Below are 22,152 nucleotides of genomic sequence, written 5' to 3'. Positions count from 1 at the left end.
TTCTTAATCTAAGTCGTTATCGTCAATTGGTCTAGGAGGATATTCATATAATGGTTTTTCATGCTGTGGACTAACCGGATCTCTGGTTGGATGCGGACCCTGAGTAGTTGCTGGATGTATTTGGTTCAAATGCTGGTCAGTACTCTGGGTTGGATATAAATTTTTAGGATCAGTAGCATGCTCTGGATAACGCTGTAATGGCCAATTGGTATGATGTATTGGGCCTTCCGGTAAGTCTACACCCTGTTCAGAAGCCAGTTTTTTAAATTCTCGCTCAATCGTTGAAAATGCATTCCTCAATTCTGTATTTGTCATCTGTCTATTATTACGCATATTTGCTTCGTATCGAGTAAAAGCATTTTCTTGTCCCGTGTTTCTTTTGTTTTCTTTGGCTTGTTCCCACAAGGCACGCCAGACCGGATTATCAAAAAGTGATTGCAATCCAAATCTCCCCTCTAAAGTGACACGCTCAAAAAGCTTACCATTTTTCAATGCATTAACTGTCTGCGCTCCCTGTTTGTAAATTCCAACCGCCATATTCGGGTTTGTCCTCGCACTTTCAGCCATCGCTCTTTGCCCAACCAGTGATAATCCAGCATAATAGAAATCCTGCCAATTCAACGGTTGTGGATTTGAGCCAGTAGCTTTTTGGTATATCTGAATAAAGGGTTGCTCAAACATCGTTAAACCTGAAATTACTTCATCGCCTGTTTCACTTAGACTTTTACCATTTCTTAATATCCCCTCGAAGCCTACCTGATCTACAACAGCAATTCCCCTTGCGGAAACGTTCAGAAAAGCAAAATTGAGCAATGCTGTAGACATTGTGGGGGTTGCGGTTCCTGCGAAAGCACCAAAGCCCGCTGATCCAAGTTTACCCAGCATAGCACCTTCTAAAACTGCCCAGCCAGTGTTTCTTGCAGTGTAGATCATAGCCTGCCAGGTACTCGTAATTCCTTCTGCATAAGTAACCGTGCCACCTATAATGCAAGTCATTTGGCATTTTGAAGTTAAAGAATACGCATCTTTACGTCCATAGGCATTTAACGTGGAGTAACCCACCCACTTTCTGAAAGGAGCTGCCAGACCTCCACAGAGTGCAGCACTTGCAGCCACTGCGACTGCCGCTAATAAAACCAATGCCGCACCTCCGGTAACAATGCCAGCTGCAGCTATCGCGGCAGCGATAACCACTGTCCAGCGGCAACAGAAATCGCCCAGCTGTTGTGTTGCAGTATCATCTTTAACTAAATAATAGAATTTATCTTTTGTCCCGTGGTTTGTTTGCGTCGGGTACATCTTTGCCGGAGCAAGACCTGATGAACATGTAAAATACATATCACTGGTCAATGCCACATAGCCGGTTTGTCCTGATTCACTCATACAGTCTAATTTTATAATGAACTTCGCCTCCAAATTTATCATTGATAGCTTCAGAAAAATTCACTTCCCCGTCAATAATAAAGCCACTCAATAGGTCTATATTATATTGTGCGTTATACAGATATACCGGTTTTAAAGCGTCAAAATCTGAAATCGGGAACCCACCATATAAATCTTTCAGATGATTCTCTGCCACTATATTCGGATATCCATCAACCTTGATAGTATAGATATTTTCCGCATCCGGACTTTTGTTCCCATCATATCCCAAGGCAAAAGGAATTAAACCTGACCTAAATAAATTAGGAATATTTTTTTTTATCCTTCCAAAAAAATCCCTGCCATAAATATTATTTAAATATATGTCAAAAAATTCCATAGCCTTTACCATTGCATCCACACCGCCAACCTTTTCAAAAGCTTCATCTTGGATTTTAAACAACTCAACCAATGAGGTATTGGCCTTATTGTATTCAATTGTCTCAGCCTTAACATCTTCCCATCGTTCCTTTATCTGTTCCAAATTTTTAACCCGCAGAAGAGTACCTTGCTTATCTACGGTAAAAGTGATTTCATTGAGAGCCTTTTGTAATTGGCTGACAACTTTATGAATTTCTATGTATCCCATATTATCCGCTTTGACCATACGGTGATCAAGCGTAATAAGTTCAAATGTATAATCGTGGGAGCCTATTTCTTTAAGTGTAAGCATCCATCTTAATTCCACTTCTGTTTCACTCATCATGCCATTTAAAAGCATATTGCTAGTAATGTTGACAAGGTATTTCTTAGTACTTAAGGTCTTAAAATTTATATATTCCATTCAGATAACCTTAATTAATAAATACGTTTCCACCACTCCAGGAACCTTCACCAGTAATTTCTATTTTTGCTCCGTTGACCTTAATTCCTGCCGTTGAAATTTCAAGACTGTTGTCACCAACTTTTAAGGTTAGCTTTTCCAGCGAACTTAAATCAATAACACCATCTTTTCCCATGGTAAGAACACTTTGACCGTTTCCAACATCTGTTTTGTGGATATCTCCAACAGTTACCGTATTTTTTTCACCAACTGAAACAGATTTATTCTTGGTAGCATTGGTGTTCGCATTCCCGGCACCATCAAATTTCATGTTCGCACCACCTTGATCTGTAAGGAAAACAGATCCTTCACCGTCATTCAATTCTAGCTTATTTCCACTTTTACTACTAAGACTTTTGATATTATTTCCTTCTCCTCCTCCGGCGCCAATCCCACCGTGATACATTCCTCCCATAACAAAAGGCCGATCAGGATGCAGATGGACATAATTGACAATTACCTGGTCACCAACTTCCGGAATTGACATAAATCCCCGGTTTTTTCCAACTTTATCGCTGCTTCCAGCATCTGGTGACATAACGCGGATAAACTCCGTGGTATCCTGGCCCTTTTGCCAGTCAAGCTGTACCTGTACTCTTCCTTGATTTTGTGGATCGGTATTGGATATTACTTTTGCAAACTGGGGCTCCGCTAATGGATTGATATATTCCGGTCTTGGAAGAAAGCCCGTATCGGAGGCAATTGCTTTAAATGATCCTTCATAATAGCCTCTGGCATCTACCTGATGAAGAGCTTCAATAACCATTAATTTCGTAAAAAAAGTAGTCTCATTGGAGTCCGGTTTTCGCATTTCTATATCCGTTATGCATCCTGGATAAAGAAATGGCAAACTTGTTTTCCCAGAGGTAACGAGTACCTCAGCGGCTTTGCTCCCTGCCGTACCTCTTTGGGAAGCATCAATATCCATAAAAGATATCGCTTTGATAGGGGCAACACGTAAAGAAGGTGTTTGAAAAGTGCGTTCTGAAATCTCATAAGCACGTTTTGCAATGTCTGAAGTATGTGTAATTTTTGAACTGCTTCCGATAAACTTTTCATCTTTACTACTATTGTAACCATAAAAAGTTGGTTTAACATGCTGTGCCTTCATTTTGATCTTTACATCACTTAAATTACTTCCATAAACCAATTTTATCGGTTTCTCCTGTGGTGGCAATTTGCCAAAATGAAGAATCTCTCCATCATAAAAAAACTGCTCACCATAAGCCTCGGCGATTCTTGACAGATAATTAAAATGTGTTTCCTCATATTGACAACTGTAAGAAATATTACCATGCTGAGAATCAACACGAAAATCAAATTTTCCTTGATCCAGGGCTTCTTTAATCACTTCATTTGCAACGCTGTTCAAACTTATCGGTTGCGAACCTCCAAAACTTTGTATATGTGGAGCTGCATCTAATAGGATCGTTGGACTATAGCCCTTAAAAACGATGTCTCCTAAACTGCCTTTTTCCTGACTAAATCCAATCTCTGTAATAACACCTACAAAATTTCTCTCAGGGCTTTGATCCACATCTTTATATTTAAAAACAACGGTGATTCTTTTCCCTAGAAAAGCCTGTGCGTTTTCAAGATTATGGTTTTCAGGATCTCCCAGTGCATCGTGGGCAAGAACCATTTCAAACTTATGATGGTTAGATGCCTTCTGTTTTAATCTAAAATGTTTAAAATGTCTGATTTGCTTACCTTCAACATGAATGTCAAGATTTATAACCCGATTAATACCTGCAATTGCGTTTTCCGGGATTGCATGGGCATTGAAAATTTTTGAAGTCGGTTGATTGCTCCAGATCTTTTTATTGGAAATTTCCGCCTCATTAGGAGTTATCGGCTTATTAAACATCTGGTTTCCTGAACTTATAGCATCTTGGGCTTTTAAAGCATCGCTTTTCAGGTTTTCAATATTTACATTTTTTTTGAATTCGTTTTCATAATTCATCTTATCCGAATACTTTCCGGTTTGGGAAAGATCCTTTTCTTCTTGAAACATGATAATAATTTTTTCGGTTGTGTTTAATTAAAATATAATCCTTTGGGTAGGATTCTTTGAGGACAACTGCAAACAAAAAGGTAGGCCCTGTTCCATTTACATTAATTTCACTTGCTTGTAATTGTAGCGAAAACTAGCGGGAATACCTCAACAAGAGGTGATTTGAAGATTAAATAAATGACTCATTAGCGGTTTTTAATAGGTTAATAATTAATGACTTGGTAAGCCAATATATAACTATAAAAATTTCTGACAAAATTTTATACCACATTTTTGAGAAATTGTCGTATTTCTACGACCGGAGATATAAGGATAGGATTATATGGAATTTTAGCTTTTAAATAGCTTATTTCTGATAGGCTTCAATACTCTTTTGGCGTCTTTCCTGATCTTTTTTGAAAGTTCTTGCAGTCCATAAAAAACCAATACCTAAAATGATCAGTGCATACGCTATCCATTTGCCAAATCTTTCTGCTAAGGTTACAATGACGGATCGCTCATAACTGGAAAAGCCTTCTGCGCCTGCGGGACCACGACGGTAGAATTTACGCCTGTTGATCCAATAACGTAAAGCCAGTCCGAGAATTAAAAAGCCAATGCCCATAACTAATAACGGTATCATATTCAGTGTTTCGGTTTCCATAAAAATACGAAAAAATTTTTTCTTCATAAGATATTACTAAGAAAAAATTGGGTTGTTTCAGTGTGAAACAACCCAATTTTCATTTCCTCAACCGGATAATCCTGCAATCCTGATTTAATCTATAATCTGAATCTTCCTCTTTTCCGTTCCGGTTTCCGGTTCTTTTTCTGATCTGAAAGACTTTTGTCTTGTTTATCTTTTTGCTGAGTGACTGGGTTTTCTTTTTCAAAATGTCCGACATGCTCCACAGTTTTTTCTTTTGGGTTATTTTTTTCATTACTGATCTCCTTTTTTTCAATTTTTGTTAGTTCGTTCTCCACTTTGTCAGCATAATAAAAAGCTGTCATTTCCACATCGATTAAGTTTCCCTTTCTTACAAGTATGGTAGGATCTTTTATGCCTTCCAGCATCGCTTTATAAAGCCATTCTACCGATAACTGAACCACAAAATCACGATCCGTGGTGTTTTCAAAACAATATTCTGTCGCATCATAATTAGTTCGGAAAGTGGGAAGTGATTTCAGGTCTTCAAGGGTGCATAATGTTATCCAATCACCGTAGGCTAAATACTTGTCACCTTTATCAAGTGTTCTCTTTAGATAGTCCATTGTCAGCAAATAATCGTTTTCTGAAATCGTCATCGTTAAGTTTTAATGAGAGAAAAATAAATGAGACAGCTTTGATCATTAAGCTGTCCCATTACATTAATTAATCAATACTGTTAAATTGAAAGCTCAATTGTCTTTCATTGCCAAAATTATCGAGTATCCAAATGTCAAATGATTGCTGGACATTGGATTGCGATGTGTAATAGAAGGTGATCTCCGAACTCTTGGCATCGGAAAGAAAGTATACTTTATTGGGTAGAAAGGCTTTTTTCCCTGTCTTCCCAATCTCATAGATCAGATTTCCATTTCCGTCATACTGAAAATACCGGAAGAAATATTGAACACCAGAAAAACTTCCTGTATTTTTGATTTTCATGGAAATTGCCTCCGTCTGGCCGACTGCAATTGCTTTGTTAACAGGAAGGACAACAACCTCAAATGGGAAGTTCTGCTGAATATCAAGATCATCATTTTTACAGGAAAATAATAAGCCAATACTCATTAATAAAATGAACCAGCTATACTGGAATTTTGTATCTAAGAATGTTTTCATATAGATAAAATTTAAAGGTTAAAACGAAGGCCAATACCCGCGGAAGGACGGAACTGATTAAAATTTGTTCCCCAAACGTATTTCGCTCTGGCCTGTAAGGATAGGATAATAAAATTGGTCAGATATGTCTCTAGGGTCAGCCTGCCTCCGGCACCGTACACAAAACTGCTTTCATTGTTGATTTGTGAACCATCCGCTAGCAATAGTTTGTTGTGATTGACCAACTGATAACCACCACTGGCTTCAACTGCTGAATTTAAATTCACAATTTTATTTGGTAAGCCTATAACATGGAAACTATATCCCCCCGATAATAAATAAGTTTCAATCGGAATGGGGTTTTCAGTATAGAATGTTGTCCTACGCTGATATTCTGCTGAAAAGAAATGATAGTTTCCTTTTTTGTGATTTTGTGTCAGCTCCAGATTCACAAAATAATTGTCCTTTGGCTGATCATTGGAAAACATGCCAGCAGTGACCTGTAAACCTTTTTGATAAGGTAGTAATCGTTGCGCCAAAATTGACGTAAATGGCAATAGAACCATTAAGAATATGCTTAATATCTTTTTCATATCGTTTTAAATAAGATTGTTATTTAATTTTTAGTGGTAGATCCTTTAATAGTACTGCACGGAGTAGATCCTCATTTTCAACTTCAAGTCGTTGATGCCTTCCACCATTCTTTTCAAAAAGCTCAATTACAAGTATTTTATCATGATCAAGTGTGAACTGATCCAGCAGATAAACTTCACGGCTCGTTTTGTTGTCCGGAACTTCGGCAATATCGCTGTAAGTCCGTACGATATTTAGTGGTTTCTCTTGAAATACAGTACGTTTTGCTACTTTTTTATCGACTATTTTAAAATTTATAAAGTCTATCTGATAGGAAACATTGGTTTTATTCTGAATCTGCGTATTAAAGTAATATTTCCCCTGGTATATGTAAATCCCTTTCAGACTAAAGAGAATTCCAAAACTTCTGGAAGCAATGTGCCTGATATTGTTCCGGTTTTTTTTATAGATAGCTTCCATGAGCTGATCGGGAACATAAGGAGAAAAACCCAGGTCTTCCAGATGTATATTGGCTCTGGAGTTTGATACGGATTTATCCATTGGATCAAGGTTATAGGTTAGGATCTCGGGATAAGAACTGTAAAAAACACTGAAGCTATAAAATTTTCCGTCATCCGTAATCACTGAGAAATTGGATTCATCTTCAAAATCTTTCACTGCTGCTTTGATCCGTAATACATTGTCCGCATCATCAGCTTTTCCCGCAGTGAGAAATTCACTTCCCAGATCAACATAACGGATCGCAGATGGAAAGATAAGGTGCGTTGTTTTATTATACGTTACAGTGATGTGATAAGGCTCAACGTGTTCTGAATCTAACTGATGATTTAATGAGTCTGTAATTGTTTGTGCATGCGAATAAACAAAACCAAGCATTGCACAAATCGTTATTAATATTTTTTTAATGATCGATTTCATTTCTATTTGATTTAAGAATTAGTATTATTTTTTTGAAACTAAAAAGACCTGATGACCTGCCTTTAACATTACTTTGGGTGTTCTTACTTTCTTTGAAAAATAGCCCGCAACTCCTTGAACCAGGCCACGGGAGAGGTCGCCCGCTATTTGCTGGCCTGCGGATCTGCTCATCATGATAGAAGTACCGGAAGACTGGCTCATGTTAGCAGCAATTTCATTGACGGCACTCATTTCAGCGGAATATGGCACGTTCAGCCCCAATTGACCGTCCAGATCATAAATATTGATTTCTACCGGGAAAATATTGCCGCTGGATTCTATTGAAGAAACCTTTAGGCTTAAACGTCCATTGTTGAATTTTGCTCCGGCAGTAACAATAGAACCGGAGGGAATAGTGAAATCAGGAGTCTTTGAATCTTCAAGAAGCCGCAATTTCACGGTTCCTTCACCAACAATGGTTGTGTTTTCATGAATGCATGCCCGAATACTATTCTTAACTTTGGTAGCCTGTTGGGTTACACCCACAGTGTAGAATCCACGGTTTCTTTCTCCGTTAATATTTTCCAAAAACTCCCGATCTGAAGGTTCACGATAAAGTGCAGAAACCACATTTGCACGCATAGGCGAAAAAGCAACAAAGGATGTTTTCTGACCTCCGGTATTTCTAATGGCTGTACTGTCTGACTTTTTTTGCTCACCACCATTATTTGGAAGATACTTGGACGCCATCTGGTAAGATTTTTCCATGAGCTGCAATTGGTCATTAACTGTCAAGGGAGCAGGATTCGCATCCCTTTCATCAAGTTGCCTTTTTAATCCTGCAATCTCTTTGCGAAGTTCATTTGATTCATAATTTTCATTACTGTTATAAAATGACCCTAAAGTCGCCTGTGCGTTGCGATAGGAGTTTAATGCCGGACTTTCGGCCTGATAGCTCTTTCCTGATGGATTATTTGTTGGATTCTCATTTAATCCTGAATTCGGATCGGCGGCCTGCATCGTACTGTCACTATTCCAATAATCGGAAAGTGATGTGAGCATATTCTTTTTTTGCTGGTTTTTCTCGTCCATCATTGCCTGCTCATAGGCTTTTTGTTTATCGGACTGCATACCTATTTCTGTTGCCTGTGGAACAGCACCATTGAGGCCCGAATCTTTGTTCTCATCCTTATCGGACGATGGTTTGAAAATCAGATATAGACAGACAAGGAAAACAATTCCCATTAGAAGATAGATCAATGGCTTTTTTAATTTTTCCAGCTTGGATTTGTCATTCCCACTGATTAAATCTTCAGATTTCTGGTCAGATTCTTCGACTAGAATACTGATTCTTTTATTCTCGTTATTTTCCATTATTCTCATTTTTTAAGTTAATTGATACACTGTCCTTGGCTATAAGACCGGACTTTTCTGTTTTTTCGACAGGATTCTCAATATGCCGGATGGCAACTTCCTGATCTGCTTCTCCCGTTTCGACACATACGTTTACCACAACAATAAGCGTTAAAATGGTGTACAACAGGAAAAAATAAATAGTATATTTTCGCTGCTTTTTTATGGGCAATTCGCGCCAACAGTCATCAAGATCATTGATACGATTTTCGATTTTTGTTCTTAGATTCATAATGATAGATTTAACGTTCTACAACTTCCAGATCCCTGTTCTCCAACACGGCGAATTTCTCGATGTTGAAGCCCTGTGGGTTATTATCTGACCGAACGGAGTTTAGCAGATTACAGGAAGTGACCAGATTACGCTTGGTCACGTTGCTTGAACGGATGATAAATTGAGTGGAATAAGTTTTTACTGAATAGGGGTAAGAATCGAAGTTGCAGATTACACTGTCAACTTCGACCCTTTGCTGTACATTTCCACTGATGATACGATTATAATATCCCTTTTCCGCAAGGTCATTGTAATAGTCAAATACGCTCTTGTCGGCAAGATTAAAAGCACGCTTCATGTTGCTCTCAATAGCATTTTTGTCCGGGGCCAGGGTAAAAAACAGTTCGTGAAAACGTCTTACATGCTCTCTTGCCTCAACAGGGCGGTTGATGCTGGCATCCTGTGCAAGCGCCAGCATCAATGATTTGCCCTGATCCAAGACATAGATTTTTTCCCGTTGCTTTTCCGCGAAACTGTATGACTTCCAGATTGCGTATCCAACGATACCAGTGCATAACAAGGCAAAAATTATCGCATAAAGCCTGATCTGGCGGAAGCTATTTTCTATATTCCGGAGGGTTTTAAATTCCATGTTTTTAATTTTTTAGGTATGTTATTTTTTAAGTAATCTCCCACCAATATTTCCGGCAACAGCCCCCGCACCACCACTAGCAACACTTGCAGCCTGCTGAATATTTCGGGTGAAATTTGTAGCACCAGAAGCTTGAATGATCCAGCCTGTTACCGTAGGAACCGTAAAATATCCTACTATCCCGATGATCATAAAAATGATGTATACGGTGTTGGTTGTATCTGGAATAAAGGAAGGATCGGATAAATTCTCGATATCGCGCTCCAAAATCAGAGACTGTATTCTGGCAAGGATGGAGCTGAACAGGTCAGCAACAGGTAGCCATAAATACACGCTGACATATCTCGTAAACCACTGATTTAATGTGGACTGAAATCCATCCCAGACACTTATGGCAAATGCGATTGGTCCTAGAATTGAAAGGACTATCAGAAAAAATGTTCTTATGGTATCGATCACCAAAGCCGCTGCATTGAATAATATTTCCAGAAACTCCCTAAAAGAATCTTTAATACTCTGTCCAAATTGGAACATTCCCCGCTCAAAATACATAGCGCTCATGGTAGCAAGGTCCCCAGGCGACCAGCCAAGTTCTTCCAGTTTTTTGTCAAATGCTTCGTCAGAAACCAAATATGCTTTTTCAGGATTTCGGATCATTGCCTCATATTCCAGTTTGTCTTTCTTTTCCTGTAAAGCATTTAGGTCAAGAACCTGATTTTCGAGCATGGCATGGGTGCCTTTTACAACCGGGCTTAAAACAGCATTGATAGATCCCAGCACAATTGTTGGAAAGAACATGATACAAATGCCCAAAGCGAAGGGTCTGAGTAAAGGAAAAACGTCGATAGGTTCAGCACGGCTTAATGCTTGCCATACCTTTATAGCCACATAGAAAAGCGCTCCTAAACCGGCTACACCTTTAGCCACTCCCGCCATATCAGCTGAAAGTGGGATCATCTCGTCGTATAACGACCTTAAGATTTCATGTAAGTTCTCGTATTCCATGATTTACCAATATTTTTGATCAGGATTTCCATAGAGTTCAAGAACTCGTTGGGTATTGTTTTTCTTCTTGGCACGAATGATACTCACGGAAATATTTTTGTTGGTAAAGTATTTTACAAGGGCATGGTATTCCCTTACTTCCTTGTATACTTTATCAATAACTTCCATTCTTTCCTTGTCATTAAGAGATAGGCCGTTGGCAGTGATAATCTGCTTTAATTCTTTTAAAAGCTCAGTACTCTCATTAAGCAAGGCAGAATAGCCGTTTGCAATGGCTGCCAGTTCATTCGGTTTGAAATTGGGGTCATTCATCATTTTACCAAAATTGGTAACGTACATTTCAGATACATCGCCAACGAGTAAAACTGTTTGCTGAACTTTGCGCGCGTCTTTTACTAGATTATTTACAGCCTTGAGCTTATCGTAGTATTCTTTTCCTTGCTCATAGACTCGCTTGACTTCGTTGAAATTCTTGATTACATTTGAAACTGTCGAGGATGTCTGGACAATCTCGTTTGCACTGTTGACAATACCCGATGCAAGATTTGTCGGATCGGTTACTACCCACTGCGCCTTTGCTAATGGTGTGAAGGCGAATGTAAATGCCATCATCACCATGAAAATGATCTTTTTCATTGTTTTAAAATTTTAGAGATTAATTATTATTTTGATTTGCGGTATTTTTGAGAACAATGCGTTTTATGGCATGCTCAACATTCCCGCCGAGTTCCTCAGCCAGTTGCATGACCTCCAGTTTTTCGGTTTCTTCCGTGGTATAGGCATAATATTCGGCCATTGAAACCTCCGTTGCGTAGACTGCAGAGTGAGTGCCCCCAAGCCCGATCCATACTTCCTTATATTTTCTGGAAGGATCATTGTTCATATTGATCGAAAGTATCTGGGATTTCTCTTTTTCGGTAAGACCTAGCATCGCTTGGATGTCATCGAACTTATTCATATATTTACGCTGATCAAGGAGAATTTTGCAATCAGAGTTGTTGATGATAGTCTCTTTGACCACGGGTGAATGAATGATGTCATCTACCTCTTGGGTCACGACGATTGCTTCTCCGAAGAATTTTCTGACCGTTTTAAAGAGGTATTTTATGTATTCCGCGAAACCTTCTTTTGCTATCGCTTTCCAAGCCTCTTCAATCAGAATTAGCTTCCGGATACCCTTTAACCGCCTCATCTTATTGATAAAAGTTTCCATTATAATAATGGTCACAATGGGGAAAAGAATTTTATGATCCTTGATAGCGTCGATTTCGAAAACAATAAACCGTTTATTCAGTAGATCCAGCTCCTTTTCGGAATTTAGTAAATAGTCATATTCTCCACCTTTATAGTAAGGCTCTAGCACATTTAGAAAATTGGCAAGGTCAAAGTCTTTTTCCCGGACTTCCTTGGCTTGGAGAACTTGCTTGTATTCGTTCTTGACATATTCGTAAAATCCATTGAAGGACGGTTTAACATCGCTGTTTTTAATATGTTCGATGTACCCGCTTACCGCATTCGATAAAGCAACTTCTTCTGAACGTTTTGGTGGTTCATCATCTCGCTTCCATAGTGTTAGGATAAGCGTCTTAATACTTTCCCTTTTTTCAATATCAAAAACGTTGTCGTCTGTATAGAATGGGTTAAAGGATATTGGATTATCTTCGGTGTAAGTGAAATATACCCCGTCTTGCCCTTTGGTCTTACCCTTTATCATTTCACATAACCCCTGATATGAATTCCCGGTATCGATCAATAAAACATGCGATCCCTGTTCCCAGTATTGGCGAACCATGTGGTTAGTGAAAAAAGACTTGCCCGAACCGGAAGGACCAAGAATGAATTTATTTCTGTTTGTGATGATACCTTTTTTCATCGGGAAATCAGATATATCCAGATGAACTGGTTTTCCCGTGAGCCGATCTGCCATTTTTATCCCGAAATGAGAGGGGGAATCATGGTAATTTGTTTCCTCGGTAAAAAAACAGAGCGCTGGTTCAATAAACGTATAGAAGCTTTCCTCACTTGGAAAGTCGCCTGCATTGCCGGGCATTGCTGCCCAAAACAGCGTAGCGACATCAACAGTGTTATGTCTTGGCTTGCATTCCATTAGGGCCAGTGCACTGCCGGTATCATTTTTTATACGTTTCAACTCTGCAGGATCATCTGACCAGGCTATCACATTGAAATGTGCCCTTATCGAAGAAAGACCAAAAGAATGCGCTTCATTGAGATATTTTTCGATCCATTCCCGATTTATCTGATTGCTTCGGCTATACTTTGCCAACGAATGCATGTTCCGTGCGGATTTCTCAAATTTTCTGAGGTTATCGTCAGAATTATCCAAAAAGATGTATTGGTTGTAGATATGATTACAGTTAAGCAACAAACCAACAGGTGAAGCAAATGACAGTAAACAGTCACTACGGTCCGTTGATAGTTTCTCGTACCTGCTATCTATTGAAACAGTACCAGGAAGATCATCGGTGTCCGATAAGGTATGTACACAGAGCCTTTTATTACCAACGCGCACTTCTTCGTTTCCAAGAGATATGTCCTGTAAAGGTTCATCTTTGGCTCTTGAAAGGGTTAAGTATTGGTCAAGGAGGCCAGGAACATTGTCAGTTCCGGTAATTTCCTCACTCGTAAGCCTTTCAAGAGATATAAATCCACTGTCATTTAAAATCCGTTCAAACTGTGCCACGGCCTCCATGAACCTATGGATGTTTTCTTTGTCACGTATTTCTTTGGGTATCAAGACACCTTTGCAAAGCGAGGAGAAATTAGATTGCATCCGCATTCTTTCCTTACTGGTCTTGGTCAGAAATAGATAACAGTAATGGTTTAAGAATGGTCGCTCATTGAAATGCTGTTGATAGGATTTCCCTAAAAAGCTTATATCTTCTTTGGAAAGATCCGGTTCATAACTCTCTTTAATGAACCAATCCTGTTTTAGCACGATTGAATGATCGGGCAAGGTTTTTATCGCTTTATGCCAGGCAGAGTGCATTGCATCATACTCAGCAGATGATACCGTAAATACTTCCGGAAGGATAACTTTGAAACATACAGTGATGTCCGCTTCTTTCGATATAATACAGTTCTCTTCAACTGCAAGTAGCGGAAACCTTGATTCAAGTGTCCTTGTCTTTGCCATATTTCTCATTATTTGATTGATTTGAAATTCAACTTGGATTTTAGTAAGCGATAAATCCGCTTTTGGCTGATAATGAACCTAGGATGTCGCTTTTTTGAAGCTATTTTCATAAGTCCATGTTCACCATACTTCCCATTAAGTGAGAAAGTCTGCCAGATGAGAACCGATGATCCCGTAGTTCCCAGTACAAGGCATACATAGGAGTTTAGACCAATCATGTACATGATCATGACCAGGATCAATACACCCAGAAGACCTGCCGCAAAAATGAAAAGGTACTGGGCCTTAAGCCCTTTAAATTCAACCGAACGGCCCACACCTTTATTGATATTAAATGTTTTCATCGGTATGGTCTAAAAGTTTATAGTTCCCTGAATTGCGTTCAGGTCGTAATTCGCCGTCAAGACCTCAATCTTCTTTTTATGCGGTTTTCCATGTGCATTATCCACCATTACACTGGACTGCATCTGTAAAGTGTACCAGCCCTCGTTTTTTATGTATTGCTTTAACTCAGGGCTCGGATAACTGCTCAGCAGAAATTTCCCACTGATCTGGGACAGGCACCGTAGGAGTGAGGAATAATCTTCTCTCGTATAGCCGTCATAATGGCCACAGTCAGAATTGTAATATGGTGGATCACAGTAATGAAATGCAGAAATGTGATCGCGTGAATTAATGATGCGGAGAGCATCGGTATTCTCGATCTGAACATTCTGTAACCTGATCGCATATTCCTCTGAAAATGAGTTGCGCTTATTGCTGATCTTTCTGGCGCTCGTAGAACTGGTTTTGTCGTAGCCCCAGGTGTCCCCGATAATTGAACTAAAGGATTGGTTACAGAGAACCCATACTGCCCAGGCACGCTTTAACCTGTCAAATAAGTGAGGGTTGTTGTAAATCACTAGGGCGTCGTTGTGTAAGGATCTACTGTGGAGACTTATTCTGATCAGCTTTTCCAATTCTACGAACTGGTTTTGGACCATTTCGTAGAAATTGATCAATTCCCTATTGTAGTCGTTGATAACTTCAACCTCGGTAATAGGTTTTGACCAAAATATAGCCCCGCCACCGACAAAAGGCTCAACGTATGTTTTATGTGGCGGGATAAGAGGAATTATAACCTTTGCGAGTTTTTGTTTACCCCCATAATATGTTAATGGAGTAACTATTTTTTTTGCTGTCGTCATAGCTGTTGATTTGAAGGTTTGAATTGAAGGCTACAGGAAGAATGATCGTAAGATCGTAGCCGCGACAATTAAAAAAATACATGCTCCAAACCAACTGGCAGCAGTCTTACTGGTATCGGGGTCACCAGAGCTAAATTTGTTGTAAACCTTGACACCTCCAATCAGCCCGACTACTGCGCCGATAGCATAAACCAATTTTGTTGCAGGATCAAAATAAGAAGTAACCATTTGAGTTGCTTCCTGAATACCGCCCTGACCGTTTCCCTGGGCAAATGCGCCAAAAGTTGACATCATTAACAATGCTGTCATCAAAATTCTTTTTCTTTGTTTTTCCATGTTTTAATCGAATTTTTTGTTATTCTTTTCCTGCACCCTGCAGGCTTACATGGCAAATGTGAGATAGAATTGAAAGCACTCTTTTAAATTGGAAATCCGTGGAATTATTTGGCTTTCTAAGGTTGTCAGGGGGTACTTTTGCGACCTAAATAATGAGTATTTATAACCCTAGAATACAGGTCAGCGGATGGGACGATTTTATCTTTCTGGGGAACAAAAAAAAGTGCTAGATTCTAAGAACTAGCACTTTTAATCTTATAGTTTGAAATGGTTAGAATTTCCGCCCTTTACTTTTCTTTGACTGATTATTGGCCTTTTGATTGTCCTGACTTTTTTGTTGTTTTTCCTTATTTTCTTTGATGACATCAACAATAAAAGTTTTTTCCCAGAGAATTTTCTTGGCTTCAAAATGGCTCTGTACGCCAAGCCATTTTAAATCACTTTTCAGATCCCACCCACCTTCACGGTTCCATCCAATCGGATCAAGTTTTGTTTGAAATGGAAATTCAATGGCGATCAGATCTTTTGGAATGCTGGAAATATTTGCGTAGTCCAATTCGCGAAATTCATGTTTTATGGGATCGTACGGAATGAGATAAGCATCTTTCTCTTCCGAATAATAGTGGTCAATATCATCAAAATTTATCCCTTTAGATGCGAAATCAGTTGCCGAACGGAGCATATTCATCCTGATGTCAACAGTAAAGGTATGGCCTTCAATATCGATAGTTGGAAGTTTGCCCTGCATCCGGCTGTGAAAAGCCTGTTGATCAACCATAAAATGAAAGTCATCATGCGATTCCACTTCCATGATGGAGACGTTGTATTTTTTTGCCATGCCTGAAGGATCAAGTACAACAAATTCAGGTAAGTGAATATCCTTGTCATTATATTCGATCAGATATCCATCACCACTGTCCTGCATTTCTTTTAACGGAATTACATTATTTGGATCGGACTTGTCACGGAACTCAAATCTATTGATATCGACAATAAATGTAGTCCCCTCGATCAGTAATTCCAGTTGGCCCTGATCATTCCTATTTGCTGGTATAACCTGGCTAATTTCGTTCAGACTGTAGGCAAGGTCGTATTCAAGCTTTAGATCATGGTATAAAAGGCCAAATTTTAGCGGTAATTTTGCCGCATGGTTTTTACCTATAGGATCTATGGTTCTTATGTCTGGAATCTCCACAAGCCTAACAGACTCAGTATCCATAACACTTTCCTTTTTGAGATCAATAACCCGTCCGGTTGCAGGTTCATACAATATATTATATGCTCTGTTTTTGTCACTATAATAATCTCTAACCAGGTCAAGGTCAATGTCCGGTTTTCCCTGAATCGACCATAAGATATCATTGTCCGGATCAACAACATATTGATTGCCGCAAATGTTTACTTTGACGGGATGACCGTCAATTCTCTTATTGTAAACATCCTGGTTAACCATCAATTCAAAGTCAGTCTTCTCAACCATATCTTTGCTGGTGCAATTGTACTTCTGGCTAAACCCTAATGGATCAATCTCTGTAATCCTTGGAATTTTAACATTCTGGCTGGTCTCAAAATAAGGATCAAGGATAATTTTTCCAGTGTCGTCAAATTCGGGATCGATAACGATAAAATCGTGATTTTTAGAGATTGGGCTGTAATTAAAGGAATAGTGTGTCCCATGATCTTCCATGTAGGCAAAGCTGATCGAATTGGCTGGATTGTCTTTTTCTATAAGAGCAAGCCTATCAATGTCAAATTGAAAAACAGTTCCACTTATTTCAATTTCCGGGAGTTGTCTTTTGGTCTGTTCCATAATAATGAATATTTGTTATTGTTATGGAGCAAAAATGTTTGGAAAAGCAATAGCATTGTTTAAAAGGAATTTTAGGGCATCTTTTGTCTTTCAATTGCGCTGTCGCCCTAAAAATAAATCATATAACAGGTTTTGTACTTCAACGGCAAATAATGAGAAGGATTTTTTAAAGAACTAATGACTTGAAAGCCGGTAAAAAAACAAAGGGGATCTTAAATAAAATCCCCAATGTTAAAATCATCACTGTTTTCAGAAGTTTTAGGTTCTTCTTCGTTTGGCAAATTCTTATTCAAAAGATCTGCGATCTTACGGGATGAACCTTCCATAGCATTTTCCAAAAGATAGAACAGGTCGGTACCTTCTATTTTACGAACTACAGCAACGGCCTTTTTAACTGAAACAGGTTCCGGATCATTGTTCCTTAATACCTGCCCGGCATCATTGAGTTCCTGAAAGGAAACCCCTTTGGCATACCCTCTGACATCATTTGGAAGTCCCATGTTTTTAAATTCTTCCTCTTCTTCCTCGTAGTCAATTTGCTCTTCGGAATTTTCATCAGAATTTCCATCTGGAACAGGATGTTCTAAACCCTTTCCCTCGGTTTTCATTTCAAAATTATTCTCTTTATCCTTTCGCTCATTTATTTGGCTTTCAGTGGATACACTTGGCGCGGTAAGTCTTCCATCATAGTTGGATTTGCCCATGATATCCTTCTGATCTTTCTTAGGAGCGACGATCTGAGTTCTTGTAATTTTGTTTATAACCAATTTATCTTTCAACAAAAGAATGATTATTGTTAAAAGAAAGATTAAAATCAATACTTCCATCGTTATAATATTGGTTTTTGGTTCAGGGCATGGATTGTGTTTATCTCGTCAGCGAAATTTTCAAAATGCTGCTTCAGGACATTATGGATATAGTCAGTGAGGGTAATTTCACCGTCCCCAAGGATACATACGATCCGGGTAAGTTTCTTGTGAAAATCCGAACATATGTAAACCGATTTTCCACATCTGGCTACAGTACTTGTCGGCTTTAAAAAAGCACATTCATACTCATCTATATGAAGTGTTTTTTTCAATTGGCTATTCTGTTGTTTTTTCATTTTGATATTCATTGTTATAAATTGAAATAATTAGAAGATTGGTTTAAACTTATCATTGAAGTCATCTGTAATTGCCTTTTCAAAAAGTTCAAAGTGGTGATTCAGAATATTGTCTAGATAGGCATACAACGGGATTTTATCTTCGCCAATAACCTGTACTATTCTTGATAAACGTTCATGATATTCCGGCCTGATATAGATACTCTTTTCACCTCTTCGGTTCATGGAATGATTTTTAAGAAAAAGTTCCCCGTAGCTTCCTTCTGGCTGTCTTTTTCCTTTCGGTTTATCTTTCACCACAGGCTTATTTTCAGCAGAAGGTTCTTGCTGAACTGGCAGATTTGGATCCCGTGTACCCTCAGCCATAACTTGCATAAGATATTCTTCATCAACTTTTGGGAGGTTCGCTTTTTTCTCATTTTTATCCATTATCCTTCAGTTTTATTGTTTTCAGAAATTCCTCAATGAACATATCCATTTTACAGGACCTTACAAGTCTTCTATCCGGTGGGAGCAGAGTTGACCTAAAAACCGTTTTCGCTTCTGATTCACTTTCTTTTCTGAATCGTTTGCTGTCAGTAACTCTAGTTTCCATCAATGTCAATCCCAGTTCATGAATTATTTTATCATAATGGTTATATAGAACAGACCTTTCCCTGCCGTCTACCTGATTCCAGAAGAGTCTAATTGTTTCAATCGAGGTCTCTCCATTTTTGATCAAAACGTTGGTCATGACATCGGTAAAAGAAAGTGTACTTTCAAGCACAACGCGATCCGCAGTTATCGGAGAAAAAATGTGGTTCATTCCCGCAAGAGTGCTTAGAAGGCCGGGAGTGTTAACTGTTCCAGGTAGATCAAAAAATATGATGTCAACAGGAATGGGCGACAATTTTAAAAATTGCTCTGCTTCTTTTAAGGCAAGTTCAGGCTTACATTGAAATATGGGATAAGCTTTCTTATTTATTGTCTTAAATTGTTGGAAAGCCAATTTTTTAAAGGTCTCATTTTTCATAATTGCGGATTGGTCTCTCTGTCTCATCTGGGCAAGACTGTGTTGGGGATAGTCGCAGTCAAAAACAGCTACATTAAGTCCTCGACTATAATGTAATGTACTCGCTAAAATCGCGGTGAAAGTACTTTTACCGACACCTCCCTTTTGGCTGGAGAATGCCACAAATAATGTTTTTTTCTTTTTTTCCATTTTTCTAGATTTTTAAAAATTATTATAAAATAGTATTTGGTCTATCCTGCAAACCGGATCTCCTGCGTGATGGCTTGCCATATTTATTGTTCTCTTTCCAGATAGAATGACTGACTGATTTTCCAAAAGGAATCCGTCAAGCCTGCATTCTTGCCGATTTTCATCCTATCCTTCAGACTTTCTATCCATCCTGCCGATCTTATTTATTTCCGGAAAGCAATCTGTCCATCAATTCTTCCTTCATCCCTGAATCCCGGATATTTTTCAGGCGGGACAGGATCATAACTCGACTGTCGTCCTGAAATCATGTTTTCTGGCAGGCTTGAAAACAAGTTCGCTGTATAACTGGCCTGATGATTTGCCCCCATGACTTTTTGCCTGCCTGATATCCGGAAAACTATCAGCTTATCTTGCTTGATAGCACAAAGAAGAAGTATTTTTTAATGCACTATAATTACCTGGAATTGATTGACCAGAAGCGGCGGTTTTTGGCTCTTGTTGATATGGTGAGCCTTTGAAAAACTAGCCTTTACTTTGTATAGGATTCGTGGAAGACATAAAAGAAGCTCATATACTGTTGATGGATTTAAAAAATAAAATCCTTTAATCGTTGTTACTCAATCCGCCATCGCTGGCGGAATCCTTTCATCGGAAAGGAGCAAGTTATCTTTTGAGCAGCTCGAAATAAATTCCGCCGCTCAAAACAACTTGCCCTAGCGGGGCTTTAAAAACACTCTCCGAAGTCGAGGTTTTCATTAAAACATTAATTTTTGACAATGGACAATCAAAAAAAAGAGCAAATCAAAAAGTCTGGGCGCAAGCCCAAGGTTGATCCGGCAAGACACCGGTATTCCATAAGTTTGAACGATAAGGAGAATGATCGTTTCTTATCGCTATTTGAGAAGTCAGGTATGAAAGTAATGGCCCATTTTATCACAGCTTGCATGTTTGATAGAACCATAAAGACAGTAAAAATTGATATGAATGCAGTGGATTATCATACCAGGTTAACCAATTTATATAGCCAATTCCGATCAATAGGCGTAAATTATAACCAGATAGTAAAGATTTTATACCGAAATTTTTCAGAGAAAAAGGCCGCGGCATATCTTTTCAAATTAGAAAATCAGACTGCTGAACTTGCAGAACTTTGTCGGAAAATCATTGACTTAACACGCGAATTTGAAAAAAAACACCTTGAAAAATGATCGCTAAAATTGGGAAAGGAGCAAACCTTTACGGAGTAATTACCTACAATTTTCAAAAAGTAGCAAGTGAAAATGGGGAGATTCTTGGTCTTAATAATATGCCGGAAAGTTTCGATGGAACTTATTCGGTCAGTTATCTAATGAAATGTTTTGATCCATATCTTACAGCTAACAATAAAACAGAGAAACCAATCCGTCATATTTCTTTAAATCCTGATCCGAATGATAAAGTAGTGGACGATGATCTTATTAATATTGCCAATGAATATATGAAAAAAATGGGATTTGGAAATCAGCCTTACATTATATTTAAACATACAGATATTGAAAGAACCCATATGCACATAGTTACCACATGTGTAAAATCTGACGGAAAGAAAATTCCCGATTATAATGATCACGGCAAATCGATGACTATCTGCAGGAATATTGAAAAGGAATATGGGTTATTGCCCGCAACGGAAAAATTAACTAAAGATGAGCTTAATTTTAGACCTGTTAACCATAAAAAAGGAAATATCAAGAGCCAGATTTCAGCGGTGGTCCGATATATACCCCAACACTACCAATTTCAGACTCTTGGGGGGTATAACGCGCTTTTATCATTATTTAATATCACCGCCGAAGAGGTTAAAGGAGAAATTCAGGGACAGCCTAAAAGTGGTCTTGTTTATTTTGCGTTGGATGAAAAAGGTAATAAAGCGAGCAATCCTTTTAAAGCTTCATTATTCGGAAAAAAGGCTGGAATGGAATTTCTACTCAGTCATTTTGAAGAAAGCAAAATCGCTATGAAATCCAGCCCAGCAAAATCAATTTTAAAGAATACCTGTGAATCTGTTCTAGCAATTACCAATAGTGAGATAGAATTTAAAAAACAGTTGGCAAAACAGGGAATCAATATTGTAGTACGCAGAAATGATGAAGGTAGAATTTATGGTGTAACTTTTATCGACCATGAAAGTCATTCTGTCTGGAACGGCTCACAGTTAGGGAAGAACCTTTCTGCAAATTTCTTTAACGAGTATTGGTCGATAGGGGCAAGGCCACTCAGCGATGATTATGGTACTGGTCAAAAAAATGACCTGCCGATCCATAAATTATTTGATTTCATAGATGAAGGAATTTTAACCAATCTGACCGATAATTTTATTGAGGGAACGGGCTCAATGATACCAGGATCACAGGGAGAAGATTTTGAGGAAATTGATTTTGAAAACCGGATGAAAAGAAAGAGTAAACGTAAACGTAGAAAACTGTGATCTATTTATCTTTTTTTTAGGCAATATTTGAAAAAGTGGCAGTAAACAAATTACAATTAGAAGTCGAACTTTTAA

Annotated in this window: 25 protein-coding genes; 2 read left to right on the top strand and 23 right to left on the bottom strand. The window is 38.5% G+C overall.

Going from position 1 to position 22,152, the window contains the following annotated elements:
- Positions 1-3 precede the first annotated feature (3 nt).
- The 23 genes from ACM46_RS09080 to ACM46_RS23325 all read right to left on the bottom strand — a co-directional run bounded on the left by ACM46_RS09080 (position 4) and on the right by ACM46_RS23325 (position 19,978).
- Complete coding sequence (locus ACM46_RS09080; protein WP_074941779.1) at positions 4-1,383, bottom strand: hypothetical protein; 1,380 nt, start codon at positions 1,381-1,383, stop codon at positions 4-6.
- Positions 1,376-2,206, bottom strand: a complete 831-nt coding sequence (locus ACM46_RS09075) for a hypothetical protein (protein ID WP_048506335.1) — start codon at positions 2,204-2,206, stop codon at positions 1,376-1,378. Before ACM46_RS09075 ends, ACM46_RS09080 begins: the two co-directional genes overlap by 8 nt.
- Before the next feature lie 10 nt (positions 2,207-2,216).
- Positions 2,217-4,259: a type VI secretion system Vgr family protein gene (locus ACM46_RS09070; RefSeq protein WP_073060396.1), complete on the bottom strand. Its 2,043-nt coding sequence runs from the start codon at positions 4,257-4,259 to the stop codon at positions 2,217-2,219.
- Between the two features lie 346 nt (positions 4,260-4,605).
- Complete coding sequence (locus tag ACM46_RS09065) at positions 4,606-4,929, bottom strand: molybdenum ABC transporter permease (protein ID WP_317041466.1); 324 nt, start codon at positions 4,927-4,929, stop codon at positions 4,606-4,608.
- 92 nt (positions 4,930-5,021) lie between these two features.
- Positions 5,022-5,543: a hypothetical protein gene (locus tag ACM46_RS09060; protein WP_048506334.1), complete on the bottom strand. Its 522-nt coding sequence runs from the start codon at positions 5,541-5,543 to the stop codon at positions 5,022-5,024.
- A 67-nt stretch (positions 5,544-5,610) separates the two neighbouring features.
- Entirely contained in the window at positions 5,611-6,063 is a 453-nt protein-coding gene (locus tag ACM46_RS09055) for a TraQ conjugal transfer family protein (RefSeq protein ID WP_048506333.1), read from the bottom strand.
- A gap of 11 nt (positions 6,064-6,074) precedes the next feature.
- Positions 6,075-6,635, bottom strand: a complete 561-nt coding sequence (locus tag ACM46_RS09050) for a conjugal transfer protein TraO (protein WP_074941782.1) — start codon at positions 6,633-6,635, stop codon at positions 6,075-6,077.
- A gap of 19 nt (positions 6,636-6,654) precedes the next feature.
- Positions 6,655-7,554 carry a conjugative transposon protein TraN gene (gene traN, locus ACM46_RS09045; RefSeq protein ID WP_048506331.1) on the bottom strand — a complete coding sequence of 300 codons (900 nt, stop codon included), beginning with the start codon at positions 7,552-7,554 and terminating at the stop codon, positions 6,655-6,657.
- A gap of 24 nt (positions 7,555-7,578) precedes the next feature.
- On the bottom strand, positions 7,579-8,907 hold the full coding sequence (gene traM, locus ACM46_RS09040; protein WP_048506330.1) for a conjugative transposon protein TraM: 1,329 nt from the start codon (positions 8,905-8,907) through the stop codon (positions 7,579-7,581).
- Entirely contained in the window at positions 8,897-9,178 is a 282-nt protein-coding gene (locus ACM46_RS09035) for a hypothetical protein (protein WP_048506329.1), read from the bottom strand. Before ACM46_RS09035 ends, traM begins: the two co-directional genes overlap by 11 nt.
- Before the next feature lie 10 nt (positions 9,179-9,188).
- Entirely contained in the window at positions 9,189-9,812 is a 624-nt protein-coding gene (gene traK, locus ACM46_RS09030; RefSeq protein ID WP_048506328.1) for a conjugative transposon protein TraK, read from the bottom strand.
- A gap of 21 nt (positions 9,813-9,833) precedes the next feature.
- Entirely contained in the window at positions 9,834-10,817 is a 984-nt protein-coding gene (traJ, locus tag ACM46_RS09025) for a conjugative transposon protein TraJ (protein WP_048506327.1), read from the bottom strand.
- A gap of 3 nt (positions 10,818-10,820) precedes the next feature.
- A complete protein-coding gene (locus tag ACM46_RS09020; RefSeq protein ID WP_048506326.1) occupies positions 10,821-11,453 on the bottom strand; it encodes a DUF4141 domain-containing protein in 633 nt (210 codons plus the stop codon).
- A gap of 19 nt (positions 11,454-11,472) precedes the next feature.
- Entirely contained in the window at positions 11,473-13,980 is a 2,508-nt protein-coding gene (locus tag ACM46_RS09015) for a TraG family conjugative transposon ATPase (RefSeq protein ID WP_048506325.1), read from the bottom strand.
- Positions 13,980-14,315: a DUF4133 domain-containing protein gene (locus ACM46_RS09010; protein ID WP_048506324.1), complete on the bottom strand. Its 336-nt coding sequence runs from the start codon at positions 14,313-14,315 to the stop codon at positions 13,980-13,982. The genes ACM46_RS09015 and ACM46_RS09010 overlap by 1 nt, the downstream gene beginning before the upstream one ends.
- A gap of 9 nt (positions 14,316-14,324) precedes the next feature.
- Positions 14,325-15,158 carry a DNA adenine methylase gene (locus ACM46_RS09005; protein ID WP_083429476.1) on the bottom strand — a complete coding sequence of 278 codons (834 nt, stop codon included), beginning with the start codon at positions 15,156-15,158 and terminating at the stop codon, positions 14,325-14,327.
- A gap of 30 nt (positions 15,159-15,188) precedes the next feature.
- Positions 15,189-15,494, bottom strand: coding sequence for a DUF4134 domain-containing protein (locus ACM46_RS09000; RefSeq protein ID WP_048506323.1), 306 nt, complete (start codon positions 15,492-15,494; stop codon positions 15,189-15,191).
- Positions 15,495-15,765: 271 nt separating this feature from the next.
- On the bottom strand, positions 15,766-17,304 hold the full coding sequence (locus ACM46_RS23630) for a hypothetical protein (RefSeq protein ID WP_228417761.1): 1,539 nt from the start codon (positions 17,302-17,304) through the stop codon (positions 15,766-15,768).
- Between the two features lie 212 nt (positions 17,305-17,516).
- Entirely contained in the window at positions 17,517-18,083 is a 567-nt protein-coding gene (locus ACM46_RS08990; RefSeq protein WP_157859437.1) for a hypothetical protein, read from the bottom strand.
- 50 nt (positions 18,084-18,133) lie between these two features.
- The gene (locus ACM46_RS23865; protein WP_048507112.1) at positions 18,134-18,409 is read right to left on the bottom strand and encodes a DUF3408 domain-containing protein; all 276 of its coding nucleotides are present in this window, start codon (positions 18,407-18,409) and stop codon (positions 18,134-18,136) included.
- A 30-nt stretch (positions 18,410-18,439) separates the two neighbouring features.
- The gene (locus tag ACM46_RS08980) at positions 18,440-18,838 is read right to left on the bottom strand and encodes a DUF3408 domain-containing protein (RefSeq protein WP_048506321.1); all 399 of its coding nucleotides are present in this window, start codon (positions 18,836-18,838) and stop codon (positions 18,440-18,442) included.
- Complete coding sequence (locus ACM46_RS08975) at positions 18,831-19,610, bottom strand: ParA family protein (protein ID WP_048506320.1); 780 nt, start codon at positions 19,608-19,610, stop codon at positions 18,831-18,833. The genes ACM46_RS08980 and ACM46_RS08975 overlap by 8 nt, the downstream gene beginning before the upstream one ends.
- A gap of 203 nt (positions 19,611-19,813) precedes the next feature.
- Complete coding sequence (locus tag ACM46_RS23325; RefSeq protein ID WP_157859436.1) at positions 19,814-19,978, bottom strand: hypothetical protein; 165 nt, start codon at positions 19,976-19,978, stop codon at positions 19,814-19,816.
- A 408-nt stretch (positions 19,979-20,386) separates the two neighbouring features.
- On the opposite strand from ACM46_RS23325, the gene mobA reads away from it, so the two are divergent.
- Complete coding sequence (mobA, locus tag ACM46_RS08970; protein ID WP_048506319.1) at positions 20,387-20,818, top strand: conjugal transfer protein MobA; 432 nt, start codon at positions 20,387-20,389, stop codon at positions 20,816-20,818.
- Positions 20,815-22,077 (top strand): conjugal transfer protein MobB, encoded by a 1,263-nt coding sequence (gene mobB, locus ACM46_RS08965; RefSeq protein ID WP_048506318.1) that lies wholly within the window; start codon positions 20,815-20,817, stop codon positions 22,075-22,077. Before mobA ends, mobB begins: the two co-directional genes overlap by 4 nt.
- Positions 22,078-22,152: the final 75 nt, after the last annotated feature.

The organism is Chryseobacterium angstadtii (genome assembly GCF_001045465.1).
Taxonomy (GTDB): Bacteria; Bacteroidota; Bacteroidia; order Flavobacteriales; family Weeksellaceae; genus Chryseobacterium; species Chryseobacterium angstadtii.
The sequence above is the reverse complement of the archived record's forward strand: the minus strand, read 5'-3'. Positions and strand labels throughout refer to the sequence as shown.